Below are 26,294 nucleotides of genomic sequence, written 5' to 3'. Positions count from 1 at the left end.
GTAGATCATGATGGGGGAAATAATCGTGGCCATAAAAAATCGCCTCAAACTAATAATTGCCTGCTTATCTCTTGTCGCTGTGCAGTGTTTTGCTCAGGAGAACGTGCCACAGATTTATGTTGATGCAGTAACTCACAAGTTTGGGACAGTGAGTGAGGGGTTTAAAGTTAAGCATGATTTCGCAGTAAAAAATCTTGGTCAAGCGCCACTAGTCCTACGTCAGCTTCAAGCCGGTTGTGGCTGCACTGCCGCACTTGCAGATTCTTCAACAATCGCACCTGGTGGGGCAACTTTGATCCACGTAACATTCGATACATCGGGCTTTTATGGCTATAAAAGTAAAGATATTCGTATCGAGTCAAATGACCCGCGCCAACCAGTTTTAGTTCTGAATTTAGAGGGAATTGTTGAGCGTGAAATTAATATCGACCCTCCACGACTATATTTTGGTCAGATTCGTAAAGGTAGCGAAGCTTCACAAAGTGTCAAATTGAACTTGAAACAGAATGTCAAAATTCTTGAAGTAACTTCCCGTTCTGATGATTTTACAATTACTAAGCAAGCTGAAGATCAACTATTAGTTAGTATTAAGAGTAGTGCCAAAGTAGGCTTGCTTAAGAGTAGAATTGTCGTACGCACTACCAGCACATCAACTCCAGTTGTAAGTATCCCAATTTTTGCTGAGATTGTTGGCGACCTAGTTTTAACACCCAGTGATATTTCGTTTGGCATGCTAGTAAATCCTAATTCACAGCAGCTCACTCAGCGCGTTGAAATTCAATCTGCAAGTGCCCAGGCGTTTAAAATTATCAGTGCCAAAAGTTCTCTCGAGGCCGTCACTGTGATGGTCATTAAGCCAGAACTGGAAGCAAATACTCACCAACTCTTACTTGATGTCGATAAAAATTACGTTGGCCCGCTTTCAGGTGAAGTTAGTATCCAAACTAGTTTAAGTGATCCTGCTGAACAAAATATTACTTTACGCTTTTATGGAATGATTACTCGACCAAACACCTAATATGCTAAATTGTGAGACGCTCCGAGGTGCCGGTAAATTATTTCTGAGAGTTTCTCGATTGTTACGCGATTACCGGCTAATCTTGCTATTTGCATTGGTGTTTAACTTTAGCTTACAGGCCGATGCAGAGAATTTAAATTCTGACTCCTCACAAGCTACTTTAAAGGCAGAGCAAGAGTCGCTCTTACAGCAAATTACAGGGAAAGTTGCGAATGATAGTCAAGGAGCAGCTCAAGTCGTCTGGGAGGCTTTGCGATCGGGCGCTTTGCCTGAAGAGCAAATTATTCCTTTAGTGCAAAGGTCTGACCAACTGCAGATTGCTCTCTGTAAAATATGCGCTGAGCTCGAATTAGGCAATCTAAAAACTGGAAATGCAAACTCAGACTTGCAGCAGAGTATCAATAAGCTCGGACTAGCGCAGTGCCAAACGGAGTTGGAGCATTTAAGAAAATTATATTCTGATGCTAAATCTTTTCAAGGCAAGGAAGATGCTGTTGCAGTTGTGGCCTTAAGAGATTTTACTAAATCTGATCTTGAGAAAAAATTCCTTGAAGAAGAAATCACTGTTTTTATTTCCCAACTGGCGAGAAAAAATATTGAGAAGAGTCAATCTAATATTGCCTTACGGCAGCTTGCGGAAATAGATTTGGCATATCGATCGGAGTCTGTTTTTTCAATTGCTAGTTCGGCGATTGAAACTACCCTGGCAAATCTTGAGGGGCAGGAGTTTTGGCCGTTTGCAGACGAGAAAGTTAAAGGCTTGGTTGAACAGCTTGAGGCAAGTAATCCGCAAGCTACTCAGAGCCTATTAGCCATATTCACTTGGAGAGTTTTTGCCGCCTTAAAAAATCAGGATTCTGAAGCAGCGCGTCAAGCGTTTGATCAAATTCTTCTACGCCGACCCGATCCGAGTGAAGATAATGCAAAACTGCGCTTTGAACTTGCGTTGAATGCGAAAGGACCAGAGTTACGCGCATTTGCTCGCAGTCGCATTGATGAGCTTAAGCTGGCTCACCAACTAAATTATTTAATGCGCTTGAGGTTACTTTTTTCAGGTTTTTATGGAATGTTTTTCCCGGTTATTTTAACTTTAGCTTTATTAATTGCAATCTCAAGTTTGATTTTGCCGGGAATGGGCATTAAGTTTCCAGTTTTTCAATACTTAAAAAAAATTATTCCTGAGAAAACAATTCCCGGATACTTGCGACCGCGAGATGGAGTTGATGAATATTCTCGTTTGCTCCATCAATTCGGACTCGATGATGCAGCAACAGATGATGAGATCAAGCAACAATATCGACGTTTTGTGAAAGAGTATCACCCTGATACAAATCCTGACCCAGCGCGAGTAGAGCAATTTATCAAGCTCAAAGCTACTTACGAGAAAATTTTAGCGATGCGAAAAAATCGTTTCGGAAACTAAAATTAGCTATCTATGGCTATAAAATTGCTTAACTGTTTGAATCGTTACAAGAGCGACCGTAGCGAAAAGGGACAAAAAATGCGGCTTGATGCATTGAAGCTAAAGCCAAGATTTACCAAGCTAAGTAATAAGCAAGTCGCTGTTCTACACGACATATTGCTTTTTGAGTGTGCTCATCAGGACAGTAGGCGATTGTCTCGCTATGCTGAATTAAGATTAAATGATCTAAATCGCTTCATTTCACAGCGTAGAAAGAAAAACCCCAATTATTTACTGGATTCCGGCATTGCAGCGACAAATCGAGTGGATTGCTTCAGCTTTGATTTATTGAAGATTTTATCTACTGATCCTCGGCATGCTGCATCGATAGATTGGGATACGGTATTAAGTGAAGAGTCGGCTATTGATGATTTTTTGCAGGAAATTATCTTCACAATTGAGAGAGACGCAGTTTTAGATGAAGTTTTCTCAATTCAAAAGCAGTTGGAAATTTTATTGTCTCGTTCGAAGCTTAATCAACTTGGATGGCTACTGCTTCAATTTGAAACTTTGCCAACAACAGATCGTTTACGTGATTACATATTCAACTCGTTAGAGCTATGGGTACGCTGGAAAGCCAATAGAAATAAATGGTCACGTACATTTTTAAGATTTCCGAGGATACGCACTAAGCAAACAGGCTTAATTAAAATCTCGCATTCTAATGCTAAAAAACTTATTGATGTTTGTCGTGGAGCACTTGCATCTCGAGGACGAGAGACAGACACAGTAACCTATACGGATGCAAATTATGTGACATTTTATCGTTGGAGCAATGACCCCAAGATTGAAATTGCCCTATTTGAGCTTACTCCGACAAGACGCCTGCCAATTGAAACTTATGTGGGATTTGTTGTGGCCAGGAATCATGTGCCGATTGGCTATGGTGGAGCATGGATGTTTGGCTTTAGGGCAGAGATTGGGATTAATATTTTTGATGAATTTCGCGGGGGCAATTCCTACCATGTATTTCAAGCCTTGCTTGATATTTATCAGCAGCACTATTCAGTTAAGACCTTTTTGGTGCAACCTTCGCAATTTGGTGATGATAATGAGGAAGCACTAAAAAGCGGAGCATTTTGGTTTTATTACCGACTTGGATTTCGTCCTGATCACACAAAACTGGCGAATTTAGCTCTACGAGAAGCAAGAAAAAAACAGCAAGATGCGAACTACCGCTCATCAATCAAAACGTTAAAAATGTTATCCCAAAAGCAGTTATTGCTTGCGCTTGGAACCCAGGATCAAACAGCAGATAAGCACCTTTCAACTGTAAAAATTAGCTCTAAGCTAATTGCTCAGCATGGAAAAAATTTTGCTGGCGATCAGCATAAAGCCTATCAATTTGCAAGTCGCTGGTGGAAAAAATTTGGAGGAAAGTCTACCTGTCCTGAAATTGCGCGACTAGTTTGTTTGCTGCCCGATATTAACCAATGGTCAAGGGACGATCAATTAAAGCTGGTAGAAATATTTAATCTCAAGCAACGGGACTTAGAACGACAATTTGTTAAGGCTGTTCAAAAGCATTCACGTTTTAGAACAGCGCTAATCAAACAATTAAAACAGAGCTGATTTATTCTTCGCGCTTTAAAATTCTATGCAGTGAGGTGCGATCTAAGCCAAGTAGTTTAGCTGCTTGAGAAATGTTTCCTTTTGCTTCTGCTAGAGCTTCTTGAATTAAATTTTTCTCAAAATCCTGCACGCGCTCTCTCAAAGTTTGCGGGGATTTAAAGGTAAGCCGCTTACGTGTATCAATCGGAACATCCTCAGCTTGAATGATACGCTGACCTTTATATTGCGCTGTAAAGGCAGCACGTTCGACGATTGCTAAAAGTTCACGAACATTCCCTGGATAGCGGTATGAATTTAGTCGGGCGATAGCTTGAGTGGAAAATGAATGAACATTAAGATTATCACGCGTAGTTAAAAGCTGCAGGTGTTCAACGGCTAAATGTTCAATATCTTCCAAATGTTCTCGCAGCGCTGGCAATTCAATAATTAAGTGCGCGATGCGATGATAAAAATCAAGGCGCAATTTGCCAGGCTTAGTTAAATCATCATGTTTAGTATTGGTTGCGGAGATTAAGCGGAAATCAGATCGCAAGTCTTGATTTGAGCCGATTTGACGATAAATTTTTTCTTGTAGTGTATGCAAGAGTAAGATTTGAGTTGCCTCGGGTAGAGCGTCAACTTCGTCTAGAAAAAGCGTCCCGCCGTTAGCTTCCTCGATAATTCCACCGCGACTCTCTGTTGCTCCAGTAAATGCTCCTTTTTTATGCCCGAAAAGTTCGCTCGAGACGAGGTCAGCAGATCCAGTCGAAGGTTGATAGCGCACGAAACGTTTATTGGAGCGTTTTGAAATACGATGAATTGCTTGAGCAATTACACCCTTACCTGTCCCTGTTTCCCCGATCAGCAGCACGGGCTGGGAATGGGTTGCTGCAAAATGCACTGCTTCTAGCACTGCCTGCATTTTTTTGTTGCGACTCGAAAGGCCTGTTGCTTTTTTTAACTCTAAACTTAAGTTACTTTGGGCTTGATACTCTTGCTTAAGTTTTGCAAAACGAATTGCATCCTCCAGTAATGGCAGTAGCGTTGCGACCTCAACTGGCTTTGTCAGAAAACTTTGGGCGCCTAATTTGATTGCCCGCCTGCCGTAATTTTCAGAGCCATGTCCGGTAAGTACGAGTAAACGTGTTATGGGAGTGAGATCTAAGAGGCTAGAAAGTAGCTTAAGCCCACTCTCCGGGCCTTCTTTATCGTTTAGCGATAAATCGACGACCATTGCTTCGGGGTGAATTTTGTCGGCTAGCTGCAGTGCTTCTTCTGCCGTTGCTGCGGCGAGGCATTTAAAACTTGCGGCATGCCTTTCGAGGCTACGAATTAGTGTTCGCGAAGCCTGTAAATCGTCATCAACAAAAATTATTGTTCCTGACTTTGCTTCCACATTTATGTTCTTATTTTATTCAGACCATCGAGTGCCGCTACCTTGTAGCACTCACTGAGTGTTGGATAGTTAAAAACGCATGACGTCAAATAATCAAGACCGCCGCCGAGGTGTAGTACGGCTTGACCGACATGAATTAGTTCAGTCGCCCCCTCGCCTATGATATGTACGCCAAGAAGTTGCTTGGTCTCGAGATGGAAGATTACCTTAAGCATGCCAACCTCATCGCCAATGAGCATGCCACGAGCCATTTCTCGATAACGTGCAATCCCAGTTTCGTAGGGGATTTGCTTTTGTGTTAGTGAATCTTCGGTTTCGCCGACTAGAGAAATTTCAGGAATTGTATAAATGCCGTAGGGTAGCGGAATTTGCTTTGCATCGTCATGCACCCCGAAGGCATGGCTTGCAGCGATTCGCCCTTGGTGCATTCCTGTGGAAGAGAGCGCGGGGAATCCGATAATGTCACCTACTGCGTATACGTTTGACTGGGTTGTTTGATAATGCTCGTTGACCTTGATTCGTCCATAGCTATCTGGCTCAATCCCAAGAACAGCGAGATTTAACCCATCAACTGCGCCTTGTCGGCCAGCAGAAACTAAAACTACATCGCTGACAACTTTTTTACCACTCATCAAGCGTGTTTCCACTTGTCCATCTTCGCGGCGTGAAACACCAGAAACTTGCTCTCCTAGTCGCAAGGTAATTCTTAGCGAGCGTAAATGATAATGCAGAGCCTCGACAATTTCTCGGTCAACAAAGCTCAGCAATTGTTGTTTCTGTTCAATTAATGTTACTGGCACACCGAGCACAGCAAACATCGAGGCATATTCAACCCCGACGATACCACCGCCAACAATTGTCAGATTTCTAGGTAATTCTTTGAGGTTTAAGATTCCATCGGAATCTACAATTTTATCACCGTCGAGTTCGAAACCGTCGGGATGGTGTGGTTTCGTTCCTACGGCAATCACAAAATTATCCGCGCTTTTAGTGAGGATGCCGCCATCTTGCTGCACAAGAATGCGATTCTCATCAACAAAACTTGCTTTTCCGTAAATTATTTCAATCTGATTTCTGGCAAGTTGTGCATTGATCACATTTTGTTCATGATTGATAATATTATCGATCCGAAAAGTTAAATCATCCATGGTGATGCGCGATTTAACACGATACGAAGAACCGTAGATCGATCGCTCTCTAAATCCTGAAAGATATAAGACAGCTTCTCGGAATGACTTGCTAGGGATTGTGCCAGTATTTGTGCAAACCCCTCCAACGACTGACTCTTGCTCAATGATTGCTACACGTTTACGAAGCTTTGCCGCTTGTATTGCTGCCTTCTGGCCTGATGGACCACTACCAATTACGATTGCGTCATAGTGATGGTCAGCAGGATGATGTTTGCCGTTTTGTCCGTTACTAGTCATATTTATCTTTCTTTATAACTTCTATTTAATTTAGATGCCCGAATCTATTAAAAAATAGTTGTTTTTTTAATGAATCATGACTCTTTCAAGGGGGAAATCAAGTTATTCAATTGCTGTGCGGGTTACACATAGACTGAGAGGTAACCTGACAATAGCAATATAGTGCGAATTAACAGCTTTAGTTGTCTCTCAAGTGGACATAGAGATCAGACACAGGGAGACTCGAATTTGAAGTCCTTAAGCCATAATTTTGTTCAACTGGGCTAAAAGAAGACGCATAGATATAGTAGTAAATGCGTGAGATATTTGGGATTTTATCTTTAAGAAATGGCCAAGTCGTTTCAGCGTAGGCGAGCTGATTATTCGGACCTTGTTGCCCTGATTCAGTTACCCAAATTGGCATATTCAGACTATTCAGGAAATCTGCGATATCTCCACTTGCAGAAACTTTTTCAAATTGTTCCCCATAATAATGAATGTTCCAGACGTCAACTAAGTTTCGTGCGCCAAGATCGCGCAGGGTGCGATTATAATTTAAATGATCGGGATAGTTTTGCTGAATTGATTGGGTTGCGGCAATGACGATCTGCGTTCCAGGGTCTGCAGCTTTAATTGCATCACGAGAAAATTGCAGCAACTCAAGATACTTTGCAGGATCAGTTAAGCCAAGAGCTGTATCGGAAGCTACGACCGTCAAATCTGGCTCGTTCCAAACTTCCCAGCCGACAATTTTGTTATTACTCGCATAGCGCTGCACAGTTGGCTTAAGCCAACGCTCAACCCAAGTCTTCCTAGGATTAGCATCAATCCAATTTGCAGGATTATTCATCCAATTTGGGGTATGCACGACCACAGGCAAGATATCAACACCTGCTGGCACTTGATTTAAGATCGAATCAAAAAAAGAATAATTAGGACTTGCCCCGGGACTGGGTTGCACAGCATCAGTCCAAGCCAATAAGACCCTGACATAGGGTATTTTTAGATTTGATTTAATATCGCGATACTGAGTGTTAATTGAGCCAAAACCCGACTCAACAAAGAAATTATTTACACCAATTAATGAGCGATCGAGTGGCTTACGTGAAGGTTTGTCTGTTAATTCCTTGATTTTATCTGAGACCTGGCAGTTTGCTAGGGAGCAGATGATTAAAGCAAAAACTGAGATTTTTATGAGCTTGAATATGTTCATATTTGAGCCAATCAAAATAAAAGACAGTAAATTAATTTTTTAACGACGCTTTAATGCTCTCGATAAAATTCGGGAAGATCCCACTTGTCCTTAAAGCATTATCACATTCAAGCATGCTAGGCGAAATGTATTGAGATTTTTTGCTACTTAGAACTTCAACAAAAATGAAGATATTGCTCGGCGTTGCTTCGACATAACAACGCTCATAGACTTGCGGGATTGTTCCGAAAACTGCAGTTACGAAGCGCGGGTGATAAAGCTCTTTGCCGAACTTAAATGCAAGCGTTTCTGCGGGTATGATTCTAAAAATATATTCACTCGGGAACTCAAATTTGAGTTCAGAAAGTAGACCGCCAAAATTTAGAGACAGATTGTGGCGGATTTGTTTACGCTGGACAAATTCTTTGAAGCTAGTGCTCAGACTAAAGCTGTAAGGGCGGTCTTCAATCTTTCCCTCTACATAGATTAAGTTTTCTTTTGATTTTCCACTGGGATCGGGGCGTCCACGAAGATCGTTAACTGTCTCTGCTTTGATGTTATAAAAGGGAAGTAATTGCTCACCTAGGGTAATAAAAGACCCATACAGCGAATTACTTTCCGAACTCTGAGCCTGGAGTGTCGCCTTAACAACTAGTTTTTGCTGTCGTCTGATCCAGGAATAACCGCTTGTTGTGATCAAATTAAGGTCAAACATCTTGCACTGAGTACTGCCTAATTTCTTTCGCGAACAAGTTCAATTCCCACCCAGCAAGCTTGCGGAACTGAGAATTTTTGTATTTTAACTTGAATTTTTCTGATTGCAGGGAAGTTTTCAAAACTAAGCTTAACAATATCAGCTCCAAGCTGTTCAATTAAAGGCCATTCTCCTTTTGTGCCAAGTTCAAGTATGTCGTGGCTCAGCTTAAAGTAACAAACAGTTTCAGCTAAATTGTTTGACTGTATTGCCGCGCCCTCAGCTACAAAGGCGGTTACAGAAATCAATAGTTTTTGAGTATTCGCGCGCTCAAGTTTTGAACAACCAACCTTGGCCCAGACTTCGAGTTCATGAATTAGGACTTGGTCCATGATTCTGCCTATTTACTGTATTGCCCCAGCATTTTCTCATCGACAACCACATTTAAATCTGCACGAAGTGAGGCGGTCATGAGCCCACTGACTTGGGAGTTACTTGCAGTTTGTGCAGCCTCACGTAAAGTTTTTGCCTGCTCGGCAAACTGTGCCTGATCCGCAGCAATTTCACGCTCGAGGAAAAGCACATAGTAGGCATCAGCTAGAATGGTTGGTTTAGAACTTAGCGGATTAGTCGCAGACAAACTAAACACCGCATCACGGAGTTTTGTATTTGCCCAAATGCCTTGACCTTCCTTGTTTCTTGAAACCTCTGTTTGGGAATCAAGTGTAAATCCTTGCTGACTTGCTTGAGTTTGAAAGAGGTTGGCTAAATTTTCTGTTTTAGCATTTTTTAGTTTTGCGATTAAATCACGCGCCTCTTGTTCGGCAAGCTTTTTAGATTGTTCTTTACGGTATGCCGCCTCAACCTGAGTTCGGACTTCTGCCAGTTCTGGGATAAAACGGTCCTTTGTTTCGAGAATTTCAACAAAATAAACTGCCGCGCCAAGCTCGAGCTTCTTTTTATCTCCAGCTTTTAGGTTTAAAGTTGCTTCAAGCAATTCAGCTGGAATTTCACTAGCGCGCGTTTTTTCACTGACTAGGCCAGCGCTACTAATCACTTTTAAACTCTTTAAGCGTTGGTCGGAGTTGGCTTTTGCTTGGATAAAATCCTCAAGTTTTTGCTCTGGGTCTTTTAACCATGCGGTCAAGAGTTTGTCCGCTTCGATCTGCAAATATAGCGGAGCTTCCCGCTCTTGGAGTTTAAGTGTTAACTCGGGCTTCACTTCTTCGATTGACTTTTGTCGCTTAGCTTTAATTGCTTCGACTTTATAGATACTAATTCCTTCTTTAGTCTCAACTGGTTCGCTGATTTCGCCTGCGATTAGTTCTTCAACTGCTTTGAGAGTAGTTTTATCGAGTGCTTCGTATGTTGAAAAAGGCAAGAGGCCTTGATTATTTTTATCAGCACTGTCTGAAGACTCAGCCAGAACTGTTTCCACAAAGTCTTTCCCGTTGCGCAGTTGCTCAACAATTTTCTTTGCGCGGTCGCGTAACTTGTCAATAGGTTTTACAGCAGATTGTTCGACTTGGTCAGTGTCTTGATCTGATTTCTTTTCAAGATTAAATAATTTCTCTACTTCCGATGGTTTTTGATCGTCAGTGAGTTTTAAAAAGATTTTCCTTAATTGCAATTCTGCAGGAACGGCAAAGCGTGATTCTTCTTCGGCATAAAGATCGGCTAGATCCTGCTCACTAATTGGCACTGCCTGATGAAAAATTTCTGGATTAAGTCGCACAAAGCGCAATGAGACTTGATCGGGTACTTCGTAGTCCTTTCCATTTAAGTCATAATAACTTCTCAGGGCATCGTCAGTTACGGTAATTTTACTTTCCAGGGCATTGGCTTGAATACTTGCAGTTTTAATAGTGTAGCTTTTATTTGATTGTAGAAAGGCAGACTTAATCTCGCGGTCACCAAACCAGGTTAGATCGCTAATCATTTTACTTAGCTCTTCACGAACAATTTCTTTGCGTAACGCTTCCTCTAGACCATATTCTGTTAAGCCAACGCTACGTAAGTAGTTTTTAAATGTAGCTTCATTATAGTTACCATTGAAAATAGGAAGTGCAAGAATTCGCTTTTCAATTTGCTGAGTACTCGCTGAAAGTTTCGCTTGCTGAATAAAGCTATCAACGGCCTGTTCTTCGATCATTCGATTTAGTACTTGTCGAGGTAGATCGAACTGCTTACGGAAGGAGTCAAATGCCTGACCAAATTGACGACGATAAAGTGCAGAAGTGCGTTCTAATTCTTTACGAAAATCACTGACTGGGATTTCCTTTCCTTGAATCGAGGCCAGCACTTGTTGTTTGGGGGCATGATCAAAGGGGTTAATGCCAAAGCCCGCCATCAAGACTGTGCACATTCCGATAACAATAAAGGCACCAATTGAGTTTTTGTTTTTTCTAAAAATTTGAAGCATAATCCATCAACACAAAGTAAAGTAAAAATATGAACCAAGAGTGCATACCGATTTATTTAAAAGTCCGCACAGAGGATATAGTTTATATCAAATCTGTGGTCGAAGCCCATGAAGGCTTAGGCATTGTCCGCACGCTCAATCCAGACAGAGGAGAATTAGTGCTTTTAGTGATAAAAGACCAGCAAGTAGAGGCAATGTCTTTAATTTCCGAGTTAAAAACTAAAGTCGAGCTGCATTTTATTGATAAACCAGAGAGTGTCAGAAATGACTGGTTGATTAATTCCGAGGAATAATTGCGGGAATATGGCACAGGCTCAGTTCAAAAGAATTGTCGGATTTGGTGCAAGCACTATCTACGGGTATGGGGATAGTGCAGGGGGATTTTTAGAACGAATTAAGCGTTGGCATCAGTCTCAGGGCGACAGAAATTTTGTCTACAATCTAGGAATTTTTGGAGACACTTTAACGGGCATGGCTGAGCGCTTCAGCAAAGAAGTTCCGCAGCGCAAACCAAACTTAATCATCGTCTATGCAGGTTATAATGAAATTCGCAGGGTCTCTAGTCCAGATCAGGAGATGCTAGTAGCGCTTGATCAGCAAATGGCAAAACTGAGGCAAATCCTTAAGTCTGCAAAAGCAATTTGTGAAACACTTGTAATCAATGGTTTTCCCTTTGACCAAACAAAAACTACTCCTTTCGTAAATACAGATTCCTATTATTTGCTAGCTGATGCAGAGTTATATTGTCAGCAGGTAATCGAGACTGCAAAAGTAGAAAATTGCTTAAGCATTGATTTATTCTCTGCGTGGTCAAAACTTGATTATCAACGCTTGCTCTATCAGGATGGGCTACATGCCAATGACCTGGGGCATCAAAATATGTTTGAGTTGGCGCAAGCCAAGATTGTACAATGAGTTTAACCTTAAAAGAACAAGAGATTTTAGCAAAAATTCATGTGGGCTCAGAAAATGACCCTGCGCAACCTGAATACCCTCCGTATGCTCCGATGTTTCCAGCAACAACTACTACGCGATTGCACGTTCCTGGTTTTACTAATCTCTGGATAAAAAACGAAAATGAAAACTTAACAGGCACCCACAAGGATCGGATGGCCTGGGAAATAATTGTTACTTATCGAAATTTGCTGATCTCTAAACAGCGCGGAGTATTAGAGTACCTCCCTGCGATGTCGATTATTTCTTCTGGATCAGCAGCAGTTGCAATTCAAAATTTATTAAGTGCATACGAATTACCTGCATTACGAGTCTTAGTAGATTTTAGACTTGATCCTCGAATTTATCAGAGCTTAAAAAAAACTGGCTGCTTAATTTATCAAACAGACCTAAGCACGAAGCCACTAAGCAGCACTGAAATTTTAGAATTAACTGATAACCAACAGGGCTTTGATATTACTTCAAGTGATGCGCTCGATCCTAGTACGCGATTCTATGATTGGCTCAGTTATGAAATCCTCAATAATAATCCCGAGTATTGTTTCATTCCATTTGGTACAGGGCACTTATATGAAAACATTTTGAACGTTGCTAAAAAAGAGGTTTTGGGCCGCAGTCACGACCCGCGGTTCTCGGGTTCAATTGAAATTGTTCGAAATTGTAATTTTTATGGCGCAACTACCAACAATGCCCAATCGAAAGCTAATAAACTTTATTCACCACACCTGCCCTTTGCTCGCTTTGATCAGCAATGGATTAGAACTTATCGTGCCGCCGGGTTTTGTGGAGTAAAATCAGACGTACATTTAGTAGAGGAAGTATTTATTGACCAGGCTCTTAGCCTTGCACAAGTGCAAGGCATTCAAGGGGAGGCTTCGGGATTGGCTGGATTGGCTTTGCTGCTCCAGTTTCAAGATTTAATTCCCAAAAACAGTAAAATTGTCATTGTCAATACGGGGAAAACAAAACTGGTTGACTATGACGAATAATTTTTAGTTGGTGCTTGATATTTTCAATGTCGCCATTTCGATCGAAGGAATATTTGCCAAAAATCCCGGAAAAATTTTGCGCATAAAGCACATTTCTAATGTCATTTGTTGCCAGGGAATTTTCAATAATCAATTTTAAGGCTTCATATGTTGAGGCAAACACAAAATCCGAGCTCTGTAGTGGTCCATAGGTATGAAGAAATTCCTGATAAATTGTGCGACCATGATCGGATAAATTTATAGTTAACGCCGGCGCATCAACGTAAATAATTCCTTCTGCAAGTTGCCCGGTAAGTTTAATAAAAGTCGGGTTACCTGGCATATACACGCCATAGATTTGAATTTTCCAATTTAGTTCAGAGATTTGCTTTAAAATATTAATATATATGCGAACTGAGTTGGTATTAATCAAAATTCCACTGACATTTTGCGTTTTTAGTTTAAGTAAGGGCACTTTATAATCTGTAGCTTCAGAGAGAAAAGCTTGATCGAAAATTTTTAAGTTTGTTGGTGCCGCAGCTTGGTGAAGTGCTTGACTGAATTCTTCGGGAAAGCCCCGGCTTTCAGTGATCGTTCCAAAACGTTGGTGTTTTTTAGCGACAGTGCTGACTAACAATTGTGCGGCTAAAGCATCGCTCGGCCAAGTGCGAAAAATATAATCTCCTGCAGCTGAGACTTTATCTCCAGTAGCAACTGGGGTAATTACAATAATTTTATTCGCTTCAAAAATTGGAGCAGTTGCCAGCATTGATTCTGTGCAAACAACCATGGCAAAATCAACCTTATCAACGCTCACTAATTTATGAGCAGCAGTTACTGCATCCTTTCCGAGACATTTGTCATCTTCGAAGACAAACTCAATTTTTTCATGCGCAAGTTTTTGCACAGCAAAGAGTAAACTATTTCTTACATCTAGACCCCAGGCAGAAACATCGCCGCTAAGTGGAGCAATCACGCCAATTTTTATCTTTTTAGGATTGCCTAACTGTAGATTAATGGGGTGAGCGGATGCTATTCGGCTGAAGAATAAAATTGTAGAAAAAATGACTATGCTTGCAGAGTGGGATCTAGTTTTCATGGCCTTAATTATTAAGGAATTTAAAAATTCTGCTTGAGCGATGTTCGTCAAAATTAATAAAAATATAGCTAATTAGCTGATTTTACTTGAATAAAAATTGACGACCATATATCGTCAACATATGGCTATTGAGCAACTTCGCGAACTTGGGTTTAGTGCAAATGAAATCCAGATCTATCTAGATTTACTTGAAGTCGGTAAGGCTACAGCTCAAAATCTCGCTAAACGCAATAAACTCCCACGCACTACAGCATACTCTGTGCTTGAAGGCTTAACTAAGCGCGGTGTCGTTTCGACTGAGAAAAAAGGTCAATCCAGCTTTTTTATTGCCAATGCACCTTCGTCTTTATTTGCCATGATTGAAGATCAAGAAGAAGTATTCATGCGTAAAAAGAAAGCTGCCACTGATTTACAAAAAACTTTGGAGCCAATCTTTAAGCGCACGATTCTTAATCTCCCTAAATTAAGATTTTTCGAAGGCAAGGCCAATGTGCATGCGATGCTCTATGAACTTTTTCCTGTATGGCAGGAAAGCATTATGCGTACAGACAAAACATGGTGGGGATTTCAAGATCATACATTTGTTGTTCAGTATCCGGATTGGCTGAAATATACTTGGGACAAGCGTAAGCCTGGAGAGATTTACCGAGCGATTTCAAATGACGCAGCGCCCGAACGAGAACTTCGGGGAAAAATCAAAGAGCGCACAGTGAAATATTTGCAGGATTCACCAGAAGTCTTCGAAAGCACTATTTGGGCAATTGGTGATTATCTAGTTTTAATTTCATCCCGAAATCGCCCGCATTACGCACTGAATATTAAAGACCAAGCCTTAGCCCAAGGATTAAGACAAATCTTTAAATCTTTTTGGCGAATGCTTTAAGGCGGCCCTGCTTAAGCCCGATCTCGAGTAATTTTTTCCGCCTACGCGAATCCGACGAAAAGGTCGTCACGCATGGCAGTCTGCTCACGTCTAAGGTCATTGCCGCGCTTGCTGGTAGTTAGCAGGTGAGTTTGGCCGAGGGCGAGCCATTTCTGAAAACCTCTCCCCACCCAGAGACAATCAGAATAGCACTTAAAAAGTCCATACATGACACGAGATGCGAACAGATTAACACGGCCGCAGGGGCAGACCGAGAGTAGCGAAGCCGAAAGGGTTACTTTCAGCTCCTTACAATCAGAGGCAAATTTTGGGTTTTAACCCTTGAGCTTAGCGGTCAAGATATCGTTAACGACTTTTGGATTAGCTTTGCCTTGAGTTTGCTTCATAATCTCCCCAACAAAGAATCCAAACAGCTTGGTTTTGCCAGAACGGTAGGCACTGACATTCTCTTGATTGGCAGCTAAAATCGCATCAATTGTTTTTTCAATCTCTCCGACGTTACTATTTTGACGTAAGTTCTTTTTATCAACGATTGAATTTGGTGCTGCTCCAGTTAAGAACATTTCATCAAAAACTGTTTTTGCGATTTTTCCAGAAATAATGCCTTCATCAATCAGGCGCACTAAGCCAGCTAAGTTTTCTGGGCTAACAGGGTTGTCCTCAAAGTTAATCCCTTCCTTATTCAGGCGCCCAAATAATTCAGTGGTGATCCAATTTGCCAAGGCCGGAGCATTGCGATGCGCGGCTACTGCCTGATCAAAGTATGTCGCAACCATCCGTTCTTGCGTAAGAATTTCTGCCAAGTCGTCTTCAATTCCATACATTGTCTTTAGTCGCGTAAAGACCTGGGTAGGTAGTTCCGGCAAGCTTGCGCGCACTCGTTCAATCCAGTTGTCGCTGATCACCAGTGGGGTAAGATCTGGGTCTGGGAAATAGCGGTAATCCTGCGCGTATTCCTTGGTGCGCATTGTCCGAGTTTCCTGTTTAGTTTCATCCCAAAGTCTTGTTTCCTGGACAATTGCTTGATTATTTTTAATTGCCTCAATCTGACGAGCGACTTCAAAGTCAATTGCGCGCTCAACAAATTTAAATGAGTTGATGTTTTTAATTTCAACTTTTGTGCCGAACTCTTTTGTCCCCCGTAAGCGCACTGAAACGTTAGCGTCGCAACGCAGGCTTCCTTCTTCCATATTGCCATCCGATACATCTAGGTAACGCACAATTTGTCGCAGCCGTCGCATATAGGCACCAGCTTCAGCTGATGACCTAAGATCTGGTTCAGAAACTACTTCGAGCAGCGGCACTCCAGCTCGATTTAAGTCGACAATTGAGTAGCCAGAATAGTCTTGATGCACGTTTTTTCCGGCATCTTCTTCCATATGGATGCGTGTGATCCCAATTGTTTTTTTCTGATCAACGACAGAAATTTCAAGTGAACCTTTTGTGCAAATGGGCTCTTCATACTGAGAAATTTGATAGCCTTTGGGCAAATCTGGGTAGAGATAATGTTTGCGTGCAAAAATGCTCTGCTTGGCAATGGAGCAATTCGTAGCTAGTCCAAGCTTAATTGCATACTCGACGGCACGCTTATTCAATACCGGCAAACAGCCCGGTAGGCCGAGTGTGACAGGATCAGTTAAAGTATTTGGTGCAAGTCCAGCTGTTGTCCCTGAAGCAGCAAAAATTTTACTATCAGTTTTTAACTGCACATGTACTTCTAAGCCAATTACAGTTTCAAATTCAGTTGTCATATCAAATCCGTTATCGTTATTCTTCCTAGCGTGCAATTTTCTGAGTTGTGTCGTAGCCAACTTCTTTCATGAATGCCTGTGATACCCTGAGCATCAGTGATTCGCTGAAGGCCGGGCCGATGAGTTGAAAGCCAATCGGTAGTCCTTGCGAATCGTGTTTGCAGGGCAGCGAAATTCCAGGAAGCCCAGCAAGGTTTGTTGGAATCGTTAAAACGTCAGCCAAGTACATTGCAATTGGGTCGCTCATTTTCTCGCCGATTTTAAAGGCCGTCGACGGAGATGTTGGTGTCGCAATTAAATCACAGTCATTCGCAAATGCAGCTTTAAAATCATTGCAAATTAAGGTTCGCACTTGCTGGGCTTTGCGATAGTAAGCATCATAGTATCCAGCTGAAAGCACATAAGAGCCGACTAGAATTCTGCGGCGAACTTCCGCGCCAAAAGACTCGCCACGCGACATCTCATAGACATCTGTCAGGGAAGTTGCCCCCTCGGAGCGATAGCCGTAACGAATCCCATCGTAGCGCGCTAAGTTAGATGAAGCCTCAGCTGGCCCAATGATATAATAAACTGAAACCCCGTAACTTGAATGTGGCAGTGAAATCTCTTTAATTTCTGCACCAAGTTTGGCTAAAAGAGCAATCCCTTCCTCTACAGCTTTGCGAGTGTCTTCTTGAATTCCATCAATAAAGTATTCGCGCGGGACTCCAATTCTAAGCCCTGCAAGGTTAGTTGTGTTATTCAGCGAAAGCTCATTTACAAAGTCAGGAACATCAACCTCCATTGAAGTTGAGTCTTTTTCATCGTGTCCAGAGATGACCTGTAAAATTCTTCCGATATCTTCAACTGAGCGCGCCATCGGGCCAATTTGATCAAGCGAAGAAGCAAAAGCAATTGCTCCGTAGCGACTGACTCGACCATAAGTTGGCTTAAGTCCAATCACACCAGTTAATGCAGCAGGCTGACGAATCGACCCACCAGTATCTGTGCCAAGCGATAACGGCGCCTGACCGGTGGCAACTGCAACAACCGACCCGCCGCTAGATCCACCTGGAACACGTGTTAAATCATAAGGGTTTTTTACAGGCCCAAACGCGGAGCGCTCGTTTGACGCGCCCATAGCAAATTCATCTAAGTTTGTTTTGCCGATAATCACAGCCCCAGAATTTCGTAAACGCTCAACAACAGTTGATTCATAAGGCGGAACAAATCCCTTTAAAACTTTAGAGGCGGCAGTTGTTTCAATGCCTTTTGTAATTAGCATGTCTTTAACTGCGACAGGAACGCCAGCAAGTAGTGGGACATTTTTCTTATCTTTGGCGATTCTCGCATCAACTGCCTGAGCTTCAGCTAAGGCCTGCTCTTCGCAGATTGTTAAGAATGAATTGTAAGTTTCATTGGTTTTTTTAATTTGCTCAAGGTGTGCTTTAGTCAATTCAACAGCTGAGAATTTTCCGCTGATGATACCCTCGCGCATCGCTGCTGCAGTTAATGAAACAAGTTCGCTCATAAATTTAAATCTCTAAATAATTAACCAATAATTTTAGGTACGCGGAAGCCACCGTCAGCAAAATCAGGAGCGTTACGCTCGAGTGCTTCAACTGGGAGGGACTCCTGCGAAACATCCTCGCGGAATACATTTGTGACTCCGTGCACATGCGATGTGGGCGGGACTCCTTCAGTGTTCACCTCTTGCAGCTGTGCAACATAGTCAAGGATGGCATTTAATTCGCCTTTGATATGTTCGATTTGCTCGTCATTGAGCTTGAAGGCTGCAAGCTTTGCGATATGTTTTACTTCAGCAGTAGAGAGACTCACTTTGACCTCGCATTAAAAAATAAAAGAATATGTAGTGCAGCTTTGATAACAATTTTCTAAACTATGATCTAGTTCAGCAAGGAAACTGGGCTGTTTGTTAAAATTAAAGAAAAAGCATGTGTTTAAACCTGACAAAGCCGTTTTTGATTGCTGGAATAGATGAAGCAGGTCGCGGCCCACTGGCAGGCCCCGTTACGGCAGCTGCCGTAGTGCTTCCAAAGGCTTATCTCAATCACGAGCTACGTGATTCAAAAAAAATTACGCCAAAGAAACGCGAATTACTTTACTCGGAAATAGTGAATTCGGCTTTAGCCTACACAATTGTTTCAATCGGAGCGCGTCGCATCGACAAGCTTAATATTTTACAAGCAACAAAGCTGGCGATGTTGCTTTGTGCTCAGAAGCTCAGCCAGCACCTGCGCGACGTAAATCTCTATTTTTTAGTTGATGGAAACCATTTTTTCTTACCTGAGCAGGCAACATCATACCTGGGAGAGCCGATAATAAAAGGGGACGATCAGATTGCAGCTATTTCAGCTGCCTCGATTCTTGCAAAAGTTACGCGAGATCGTTTGATGAGTAAATTTGCTGAACGTTATCCTGCGTATGAATTTGAAAAGCATAAAGGCTATGGCACTGCACTACACTGTCAACGGATTGAAGAATTCGGTCCTTGCACGATTCACCGGCAGTCCTTCATCCGTGCAATTGTCTCACGGAAACAAGGAGCTTGGGGTACTCGGCGAGAGGGCGGCAGAGCTTTATCTACTGCGCCAAGGTTATAAGATTTGGTTTAAGAATTGGCGCTGCCGCGCAGGTGAAATTGATATCATCGCGCTCGATCAATCGGAACTTGTCTACGTAGAAGTGAAAACACGTTACCCTGGGTTCGTAGCTAAGCAGCTTTTATTTGAAAACATTACTGCCACTAAGCAGAAAAAACTCCGTAGACTCTCGCAAATTTTCGAACTCTTAACCCCGCGTGCACGCTCTGCGAAATCCCGTCGCATTGATGTGATTGGGGTAATTCTTGACCCTACTTTGAAAAAAGTAGTTTCTATTGAACATCTTAAAGCCCAGGTGTAAGATATTTTGCTCCATTGAAAATGGTCCTGAGCTTGAGGAATTATGATTGACCTAGAATTATTGCGCGAAGATTTTGCTGGAACTAAAAATAAATTAGTAACGCGGACGATCCCGGAGGATTTGGATTCATTTCCTAATCTCGATAGCAGACGTAAGGAAATTATCGTTGAACTTGAAAGTATTCGCGCTAACAAAAACTCTTTAGGCCCTGAAATTGCCAAAGCCAAGAAAGAAGGCAGAGATGTAAGCGCACTCTTGTCTAGCCTTAAAAATTCAGGCGATCGCGAAAAAGAACTAGCTGCCGCACTTTCCGAAATTGAAGCACAATTTGAAGATTTACAATTACGAATTCCTAATCTCCCTGATCAAAGTGTCCCACAGGGGAAAAGTTCAGAAGAGAATGTCGTAGTAAAAGAGTGGGGCACTAAACCGACATTTTCATTTTCCGCTAAAGCACACTGGGAAATTGGTGAAGCGCTTGGAATTCTGGATTTTGAGAGTGCTGCGCTTTTATCCGGGGCACGGTTCTCGCTTTATCGCGGAGACGGCGCTCGATTGGAACGCGCATTAATTGCCTTTATGCTCGATCAGCACCGACAGAATGGATATGAGGAAATAATTCCGCCGTTTTTAGTTACTGCCGATACGATGACAGGCTCTGGACAACTGCCGAAGTTTGAAGCTGATCTCTTTAAGACAAATTCTACGGAACGAACGCTTTATTTAATACCGACAGCAGAGGTTCCACTGTGCAACATGCATCGCGAGAAAATTCTAGAAGAAGATCTACTACCCATTTATTACACTTCATATACTCCATGTTTTCGCGGTGAAGCAGGCAGTTATGGTCGTGATGTGCGCGGTCTAATTCGTTTACACCAATTTCAAAAAGTTGAACTTGTAAAAATCACAAACCAAGAGACATCTTGGGATGAGCATGAAAAAATGACACGCAATGCTGAAGGTATTCTCGAAGCATTAGGTCTGGCCTATCGACGTGTACTGCTTTGCACGGGCGATATGGGCTTTTGTGCAGCTAAGACTTACGATCTTGAGGTTTGGCTTCCAGGACAAAATGGTGGCGAATATCGTGAAATCAGTAGCTGCTCAAACACTTGCGATTTTCAAGGTCGCAGAACTAAAACTCGTTATCGACCAAAGGCCGGCGGAAAACCAAAGTTTGTGCATATGTTAAATGGCTCGGGGCTGGCAGTGGGCCGTACATTTCTTGCCATTCTTGAAAATTACCAGCAAGCAGATGGCTCAGTTATAATTCCGGAAGTCTTGCGTCCTTATCTTGGCGGACAGGAAAGAATAGCCCCAGCGCTTTAGAGCTAGCTCTAAAGCGGACGCACAATTTTAGGTTAAGAAATATTCAGTGGAAGAGCCGTCCAGTAATAAATCAGTTGCCCAATTTTCAATCTTTGCATGGTCACTGACCGCTTATGCCGTAATTGTAATTCTTTGGGGGGCATTTGTTAGAATTTCTGGTTCGGGAGATGGTTGTGGCGAGCATTGGCCACTTTGCCATGGAGAGTTGATTCCATATCAAGAGTTACGAGAGACACTTAAAACTTGGATTGAGTTTGGACATCGTATCAAATCTGGCCTTTTTGGTGTTGGCGTAATCTGCTTAGTTTTTTTTGCCTTCAAGCTATTCCCAGCAAAAAATATTATCCGCAAATTAGCTTTGTGTTGTCTGTGCTTTACAGTTTTAGAGGGATTTTTAGGGGCACAACTTGTACTGGCCCGTCTCGTTGCTGATGATGCCTCGCTACGTAGAGTGATAGTCATTGGTCTACATCTTACAAATACTTTAGTTTTACTTGCCGTGCTTACCAGTATTGCCAAGTTAAGTAAGCTTAGTACTAAATTCAATCACATTTCCGAATTACTTCCAGCGGGGAAGGCAAAGAGTTCTATTGTTGGATTTGTTTTATTAGCTGTGACAGGTTCATGGGCCGCATTGGCCAGTACACTCTTTCCTAGCTCGTCACTACTGTCAGGAATTATGGCAGATTTTGACACAACTAGCCACGTGCTCGTGCGTGTCAGAATCTTACACCCGGTGCTGGCCTTGATTGTTTGGGGCTTAGTCAGGTCGTGGATAAAATATCTCGATCAGAATATCTCGCCGCGGATACGAGGCCGAGCGTGGTTTTTTATTTCTGGAAATATAGTTTTTGGATTGACCACATTGCTTTTATTGTCACCAACGTGGATGAAAATGCTACATTTACTGTTAGCAAATTTGTCTTGGATTGCATTAATTATTTTGATGATCGAAGAAAAACGTCTTCGACTGGAACGTAATTTACCCTTGGACCAGGTGCTATCCGCCAAAAATTAGGCCCCAAAATTTTTTGCAGAAAGAGTAAATTAAACTAATCACGATCAGGAGTGTCAGAATAAAACCGCTCCATTTAAAAAATTCATAAAGAAAAAAGGCCCAGAGCGTGGGCTTGTCTGTATCTTGTCTTTCGAGCTCCTCGAGCTCTTTTTGGCTAACACCCATACGCAACAATCAATCCATTTTGGCCGAATATAGTATCGAGAACATAGATTAGCATATTCTTTACTTAAAAACACGGTGGTCTACTATGAATTATAAATTGTTATTAATTATCGCATTTTATTCGATATTTCCCTCATCGACACGGGCTGAAATCTGGTCATGCGCGAGTGTAGACGTTAAGGAATTAGCAAAAGCGCCGCCAATTTTAACTGAAAACCCGGTACAGACGAAAAATGTGAGTTGTAAAGTATTAGATACTAAACAAGCGTCATTTCAGAAAATAAGCGCCGATAAATTCTCAGCCCTAGCGCGCCCTTCCATTACTGAGGTAAAAAACAATCGTGAGATGAAGCAAACAACGAGCCTCAAAAAAAATAGTGAACAGTAACGAATTTTTTTCTCAAACTACTGACCTTAATCAGCAAGTGGTTCATCTCCACGGTGCATGGAATTTAAAGAATGCAGCAGCACTAACTCAAACATTAAAAGGTACCAAGCTAAGCTCTGTCCTGATTGATGCTCAAAACTTAGAAACTCTTGATACTGCAGGAGCGTTGCTCCTCAGACGACACTTCCCTGATGCCGAGCTGAAGAACTTCACAGCAAGTAGCAGAGCCTTAATTGAGCTAGTTGCAGCCGCAGAAAAGCGAGATGATCGCTCCAAGCTTGGTGAAGAAAGGCGCTTTCTTGGTCGTTTGGGTAAAGCAGCCGAAGACCTTGCTGCGGACACTCAGCGGTTCCTTGCTTTCTTTGGAGAAACAGTTGTTAATTTTGTGCGCACTGGTCTTACGCCATTGCGCTTTCGTTATAAAGAGTTATTTGTTCAGCTCGAACATGTCTGTGTGCGGGCGTTGCCAATTGTAGCTTTAATGATGCTACTGATTGGGGTGGTGATTGCTTATTTATTTGCTGGACAGATTGAAAGATACGGAGCAAACATTTTTATTGTCGATGGGGTTGCAATTTCACTCTGTCGTGAACTTTCACCTGTGCTTGTTGCAATTATTGTTGCAGGGCGTTCAGGCTCAGCATTTACCGCGCAGATTGGCACAATGAAGCTTAATGAAGAAATTGATGCAATGCGCACACTTGGCTTGTCTCCCTTTCGGGTTTTGATTTTTCCACGACTCTTTGCCCTAATGATTAGTCTGCCGCTACTTGTTTTCATTGGCGATATTGTCGGCTTGATTGGAGGTATTGCCGTATCCGAAGCAAAGCTCGGCATTTCTCCATATACATTCGTTGATCGGCTGCAAGTGCGCTTGCCGATTAGATCTTTTTTGGTGGGAATTTTCAAGGCCCCAGTCTTTGCAGCATTTATTGCTTTAATTGCCTGTCGCCGCGGATTGATGGTCGAAGGCAATGCGCAGAGTGTAGGGATAAATACGACAGCAACTGTGGTTGAAAGCTTGATGGCTGTGATTCTACTTGATGCACTATTTGCCGTAGTTTTTGTTGAGTTAGGAATCTAAGTTAATGACAAAGATTGGATTATCAACTCAGCAGGAAGTTGTTTTAACGGTAGATGAGGTTCACACTAATTTTGGAGAAACTCAAGTCCATCGTGGCATTTCATTTGCAGTCCAGCGCGGATCGATCGTTTCATTAATTGGGGGAAGTGGCTGTGGTAAGTCTACCTTATTAAGAGAAATTATTGGGTTACACAAGCCAACATCCGGATCAATTAGGCTATTTGACGTCGATGTATATCAAGCTAGCGAAGATGAGGTTGATGCTTTAAGGCGGCGCTTTGGAGTCCTGTTCCAACACGGAGCACTATTTTCAGGGCTGACAGTATTGCAAAACGTGCTGGTCCCATTCTGGGAGCAATTTCCGCTTGAGCAAAATATCGCTGAGCAAATTGCTTTGCTGCGGCTTGAGCTTGCTGGGCTAAAAGCATCAGATGGTAGCAAAATGCCAAGTGAGCTTTCTGGAGGGATGCGTAAGCGAGCTGCACTTGCCCGCGCATTGGCGCTCGAACCTGAGTTTCTTTTCTTAGATGAACCAACTTCTGGCTTAGATCCGATTAATGCTCGTGCCTTTGATAAATTAATTTATACGCTTTCGCGTTCACTGGGCTTGACGGTGATGATTGTAACGCACGACCTCGACTCAATTATTTCTATTTCGGACCGCGTAATTGTGTTAGATCAAGGAGTCGTTGTTGCCGATGGTTCAGTTTCGGCGGTGATGCAGGATCGGCACCCGTGGATTCAAGAGTATTTTTCTTCGCGGCAAATTGAGCAGCATGCTAAAAGAATAAGCTAAATATGGATGCAGAAGCACGTTACACTTTAATTGGAGCAGTTGTCATTACTCTTAGCGTATTTTTAACTGCTTTTGGTTTTTGGTTAGGTACCAATAAGCCTGAATCTGAATATAATTTTTATACGGTCTATTTTCGTAATCAGACTTTAGATGGTTTGCAGAAAAATAGCGATCTAACCATGAAGGGAATTAAGGTTGGCAGTGTTGAGGATTTTTCAATTCTTGATAATGACGTCGAACGCGTGCGCGTATTAGTTCGAGTTTTACGAGGTATTCCAATTAAGCAAGGTGCAGAAGCCGTGATCCGACGTAACTTTCTCACCGGCCTGGCATACATTGATATCCGTAACGCCAAGCAGGACGCATCCATTTTAACAGAGCGACTTCCTGGCGAACGCCACCCAATCATTGCCGAAGGACGCACCGGGTTAGATGAAATCGCCGATACTATTCCTGATTTAGTCAAAGATCTTCGACGTTTTGTCTCTGAAGTCTTATCCGAAGAGAACCGTGATTCCATTCGTCTTACGTTAGCAAATATTAAAGAATTTTCTGAAGCACTAAACAAGAAATAAGGCTCAATCATCGCGCTTTTGGGCAAAACGGAGCAGGCGGCGCATTCACTGAATAAGACTTTTTCCAAAATTGACGGCGCAAAAGTTGCTAGTGCTGTTGAAGGACTCGATCGCATCGTTAATCAGTCAGCTGGATTAGTCGAGTCCTTAGCGCGGCTGACAGATGTGTTGTCCTTGCAACTTGGAGGACTCACTCGAGAGTTGGCAGTTGCTGCTGCTAAAGTTTCAACTGCGGCTGAGCGCTTTGAAAATCCACGCTCGGTAATTGTTGGGCCAGCCCGTGGGAACTTGGGACCAGGAGAGTAATTTAAACTTATGCGTAGCACCCTAGCATTGATTAGCAAGACTAGTTTGATTTTTTGCTGCCTAATAATTTTTTGCGGATGCAGTTCTTCGTTACTTGGAAAAACACATGAAGAAAGATTGTATCGACTGGCAACAATTAAAGAAACGACTGATCGATCTCAATCCAACCAAGCACATGACATTATTTTAATTATTAGCGATGCAACTACGTCCCCAAGTTTGAGCTCGCAGAAAATTTTAACCCAACAAAGCGAGCAGGAAGAAGGTTCTTATCAATATGCGCGCTGGGTTGAATCTCCAGCAAAGCAGCTGATTGGCCTTGTTACAAATTACCTCGAACAAAATAATCGTGTTAAGGCGATTACGACCGAAGCAGTTTTAGCGCGTGGAGATTATATGCTGGCGCTTGAAGTACAACGCTTCCATCATTTGCTTTACACTAGTCCTTCGAAAATTTCAGTGAAAGTCCGCGCTCAGCTTGTGAATTTAAAAACGCACTCAATCGTTTCTAGTAAGTCGTTTAACTTAGAAGAGGAGGTTAAATCTAAGTCTTCAAAGTATGCTGTAGAAGCGTTCCAAACGGCAGTTGATAAACTGGTACCACAAATTTGGTTGTGGGTAAGTGAAGTTACTTGAGTTGCTTTTTACTGCGTAAAATTCCTGGCAGGCTCGCCGTGAGCCTGCCGAACGGAGAGGGAGGGATTCGCTGTGTTTGTTGGCTACGCCTACGGCTGCGCTGTTCGAATCCCACCAGAAACACTTCGTGTTTCTTTTACTGCGTAAAACTCCTGGCGGAGAGGGAGGGATTCGAACCCCCGGACCCCGTTAAAGGGTCGCCGGTTTTCAAGACCGGAGCGATCAACCACTCTGCCACCTCTCCAGAAATTTTCAATTGATTTATTAGCAAGCGACAAAGAGAATTGCTAGTCA

At 42.4% G+C, this 26,294-nt stretch carries 27 protein-coding genes and 1 tRNA gene; 17 read left to right on the top strand and 11 right to left on the bottom strand.

The features are described 5' to 3' along the window. Positions 1-25: 25 nt before the first annotated feature. The 3 genes from JNK13_04435 (at position 26) to JNK13_04425 (ending at position 4,052) form a co-directional block, all read left to right on the top strand. The gene (locus JNK13_04435; GenBank protein ID MBL7661983.1) at positions 26-1,018 is read left to right on the top strand and encodes a DUF1573 domain-containing protein; all 993 of its coding nucleotides are present in this window, start codon (positions 26-28) and stop codon (positions 1,016-1,018) included. Between the two features lie 1,132 nt (positions 1,019-2,150). Next, entirely contained in the window at positions 2,151-2,441 is a 291-nt protein-coding gene (locus tag JNK13_04430) for a DnaJ domain-containing protein (GenBank protein MBL7661982.1), read from the top strand. A gap of 12 nt (positions 2,442-2,453) precedes the next feature. After that, positions 2,454-4,052: a hypothetical protein gene (locus JNK13_04425; protein MBL7661981.1), complete on the top strand. Its 1,599-nt coding sequence runs from the start codon at positions 2,454-2,456 to the stop codon at positions 4,050-4,052. Position 4,053: 1 nt separating this feature from the next. On the opposite strand, the gene JNK13_04420 is transcribed toward JNK13_04425, so the two are convergent. The 6 genes from JNK13_04420 to JNK13_04395 form a co-directional block, all read right to left on the bottom strand. Beyond that, a complete protein-coding gene (locus JNK13_04420; GenBank protein MBL7661980.1) occupies positions 4,054-5,427 on the bottom strand; it encodes a sigma-54-dependent Fis family transcriptional regulator in 1,374 nt (457 codons plus the stop codon). 2 nt (positions 5,428-5,429) lie between these two features. After that, a complete protein-coding gene (gene sthA / locus JNK13_04415) occupies positions 5,430-6,854 on the bottom strand; it encodes a Si-specific NAD(P)(+) transhydrogenase (protein MBL7661979.1) in 1,425 nt (474 codons plus the stop codon). Between the two features lie 178 nt (positions 6,855-7,032). Continuing rightward, a complete protein-coding gene (locus JNK13_04410; GenBank protein MBL7661978.1) occupies positions 7,033-8,046 on the bottom strand; it encodes a cellulase family glycosylhydrolase in 1,014 nt (337 codons plus the stop codon). Positions 8,047-8,077: 31 nt separating this feature from the next. Further along, the gene (locus tag JNK13_04405) at positions 8,078-8,740 is read right to left on the bottom strand and encodes a hypothetical protein (GenBank protein ID MBL7661977.1); all 663 of its coding nucleotides are present in this window, start codon (positions 8,738-8,740) and stop codon (positions 8,078-8,080) included. Between the two features lie 17 nt (positions 8,741-8,757). Next, entirely contained in the window at positions 8,758-9,111 is a 354-nt protein-coding gene (folB, locus tag JNK13_04400; protein ID MBL7661976.1) for a dihydroneopterin aldolase, read from the bottom strand. Positions 9,112-9,119: 8 nt separating this feature from the next. After that, positions 9,120-11,141, bottom strand: coding sequence for a SurA N-terminal domain-containing protein (locus JNK13_04395; GenBank protein MBL7661975.1), 2,022 nt, complete (start codon positions 11,139-11,141; stop codon positions 9,120-9,122). A gap of 29 nt (positions 11,142-11,170) precedes the next feature. Between JNK13_04395 and JNK13_04390 the strand changes: the two genes are divergently transcribed. Genes JNK13_04390 through JNK13_04380 form a run of 3 tightly spaced genes read left to right on the top strand, consistent with a single transcriptional unit; the run spans position 11,171 to position 13,084 of the window. Continuing rightward, positions 11,171-11,434, top strand: a complete 264-nt coding sequence (locus tag JNK13_04390; protein ID MBL7661974.1) for a DUF4911 domain-containing protein — start codon at positions 11,171-11,173, stop codon at positions 11,432-11,434. A 10-nt stretch (positions 11,435-11,444) separates the two neighbouring features. Continuing rightward, a complete protein-coding gene (locus tag JNK13_04385) occupies positions 11,445-12,056 on the top strand; it encodes a hypothetical protein (protein ID MBL7661973.1) in 612 nt (203 codons plus the stop codon). Beyond that, the gene (locus tag JNK13_04380; GenBank protein MBL7661972.1) at positions 12,053-13,084 is read left to right on the top strand and encodes a pyridoxal-phosphate dependent enzyme; all 1,032 of its coding nucleotides are present in this window, start codon (positions 12,053-12,055) and stop codon (positions 13,082-13,084) included. Before JNK13_04385 ends, JNK13_04380 begins: the two co-directional genes overlap by 4 nt. Here JNK13_04380 and JNK13_04375 read toward each other — a convergent pair. After that, complete coding sequence (locus JNK13_04375) at positions 13,044-14,039, bottom strand: ABC transporter substrate-binding protein (GenBank protein ID MBL7661971.1); 996 nt, start codon at positions 14,037-14,039, stop codon at positions 13,044-13,046. The two genes, JNK13_04380 and JNK13_04375, sit on opposite strands and share 41 nt — an antisense overlap. 244 nt (positions 14,040-14,283) lie before the next feature. Between JNK13_04375 and JNK13_04370 the strand changes: the two genes are divergently transcribed. Further along, positions 14,284-15,045: a hypothetical protein gene (locus tag JNK13_04370; protein MBL7661970.1), complete on the top strand. Its 762-nt coding sequence runs from the start codon at positions 14,284-14,286 to the stop codon at positions 15,043-15,045. 314 nt (positions 15,046-15,359) lie between these two features. Here the strand turns inward: JNK13_04370 and gatB are convergent, their stop codons facing one another. The 3 genes from gatB to gatC are packed head-to-tail and all read right to left on the bottom strand — an operon-like array spanning position 15,360 to position 18,614. Next, positions 15,360-16,796, bottom strand: a complete 1,437-nt coding sequence (gene gatB / locus JNK13_04365) for an Asp-tRNA(Asn)/Glu-tRNA(Gln) amidotransferase subunit GatB (protein ID MBL7661969.1) — start codon at positions 16,794-16,796, stop codon at positions 15,360-15,362. 25 nt (positions 16,797-16,821) lie between these two features. After that, positions 16,822-18,306 carry an Asp-tRNA(Asn)/Glu-tRNA(Gln) amidotransferase subunit GatA gene (gene gatA / locus JNK13_04360; GenBank protein ID MBL7661968.1) on the bottom strand — a complete coding sequence of 495 codons (1,485 nt, stop codon included), beginning with the start codon at positions 18,304-18,306 and terminating at the stop codon, positions 16,822-16,824. Between the two features lie 20 nt (positions 18,307-18,326). Further along, positions 18,327-18,614, bottom strand: coding sequence for an Asp-tRNA(Asn)/Glu-tRNA(Gln) amidotransferase subunit GatC (gene gatC / locus JNK13_04355; protein MBL7661967.1), 288 nt, complete (start codon positions 18,612-18,614; stop codon positions 18,327-18,329). Positions 18,615-18,730: 116 nt separating this feature from the next. On the opposite strand from gatC, the gene JNK13_04350 reads away from it, so the two are divergent. The 10 genes from JNK13_04350 to JNK13_04305 all read left to right on the top strand — a co-directional run bounded on the left by JNK13_04350 (position 18,731) and on the right by JNK13_04305 (position 26,000). Beyond that, positions 18,731-19,399 (top strand): ribonuclease HII, encoded by a 669-nt coding sequence (locus JNK13_04350; GenBank protein ID MBL7661966.1) that lies wholly within the window; start codon positions 18,731-18,733, stop codon positions 19,397-19,399. After that, on the top strand, positions 19,323-19,700 hold the full coding sequence (locus JNK13_04345; protein ID MBL7661965.1) for a YraN family protein: 378 nt from the start codon (positions 19,323-19,325) through the stop codon (positions 19,698-19,700). Before JNK13_04350 ends, JNK13_04345 begins: the two co-directional genes overlap by 77 nt. 42 nt (positions 19,701-19,742) lie before the next feature. After that, complete coding sequence (serS, locus tag JNK13_04340) at positions 19,743-21,032, top strand: serine--tRNA ligase (protein ID MBL7661964.1); 1,290 nt, start codon at positions 19,743-19,745, stop codon at positions 21,030-21,032. A 46-nt stretch (positions 21,033-21,078) separates the two neighbouring features. Then, positions 21,079-22,050, top strand: coding sequence for a COX15/CtaA family protein (locus JNK13_04335; GenBank protein MBL7661963.1), 972 nt, complete (start codon positions 21,079-21,081; stop codon positions 22,048-22,050). A 250-nt stretch (positions 22,051-22,300) separates the two neighbouring features. Then, positions 22,301-22,603: a hypothetical protein gene (locus tag JNK13_04330; protein MBL7661962.1), complete on the top strand. Its 303-nt coding sequence runs from the start codon at positions 22,301-22,303 to the stop codon at positions 22,601-22,603. After that, complete coding sequence (locus JNK13_04325) at positions 22,593-23,687, top strand: ABC transporter permease (protein MBL7661961.1); 1,095 nt, start codon at positions 22,593-22,595, stop codon at positions 23,685-23,687. Before JNK13_04330 ends, JNK13_04325 begins: the two co-directional genes overlap by 11 nt. A gap of 4 nt (positions 23,688-23,691) precedes the next feature. Next, positions 23,692-24,483, top strand: a complete 792-nt coding sequence (locus tag JNK13_04320) for an ATP-binding cassette domain-containing protein (GenBank protein MBL7661960.1) — start codon at positions 23,692-23,694, stop codon at positions 24,481-24,483. Positions 24,484-24,485: 2 nt separating this feature from the next. After that, positions 24,486-25,058, top strand: a complete 573-nt coding sequence (locus JNK13_04315; GenBank protein ID MBL7661959.1) for an MCE family protein — start codon at positions 24,486-24,488, stop codon at positions 25,056-25,058. 18 nt (positions 25,059-25,076) lie between these two features. Continuing rightward, positions 25,077-25,364, top strand: a complete 288-nt coding sequence (locus JNK13_04310; GenBank protein MBL7661958.1) for a hypothetical protein — start codon at positions 25,077-25,079, stop codon at positions 25,362-25,364. A 9-nt stretch (positions 25,365-25,373) separates the two neighbouring features. Beyond that, a complete protein-coding gene (locus JNK13_04305) occupies positions 25,374-26,000 on the top strand; it encodes a membrane integrity-associated transporter subunit PqiC (protein ID MBL7661957.1) in 627 nt (208 codons plus the stop codon). Between the two features lie 153 nt (positions 26,001-26,153). On the opposite strand, the gene JNK13_04300 is transcribed toward JNK13_04305, so the two are convergent. Beyond that, positions 26,154-26,244 (bottom strand) — tRNA-Ser (locus tag JNK13_04300). Positions 26,245-26,294: the final 50 nt, after the last annotated feature.

This window comes from bacterium, from assembly GCA_016786595.1.
In the GTDB taxonomy this organism is placed as follows: domain Bacteria; phylum Bdellovibrionota_C; class UBA2361; order SZUA-149; family JAEUWB01; genus JAEUWB01.
Note: the sequence above shows the minus strand (reverse complement) of the source record. Positions and strands in the feature narration are given on the sequence as shown.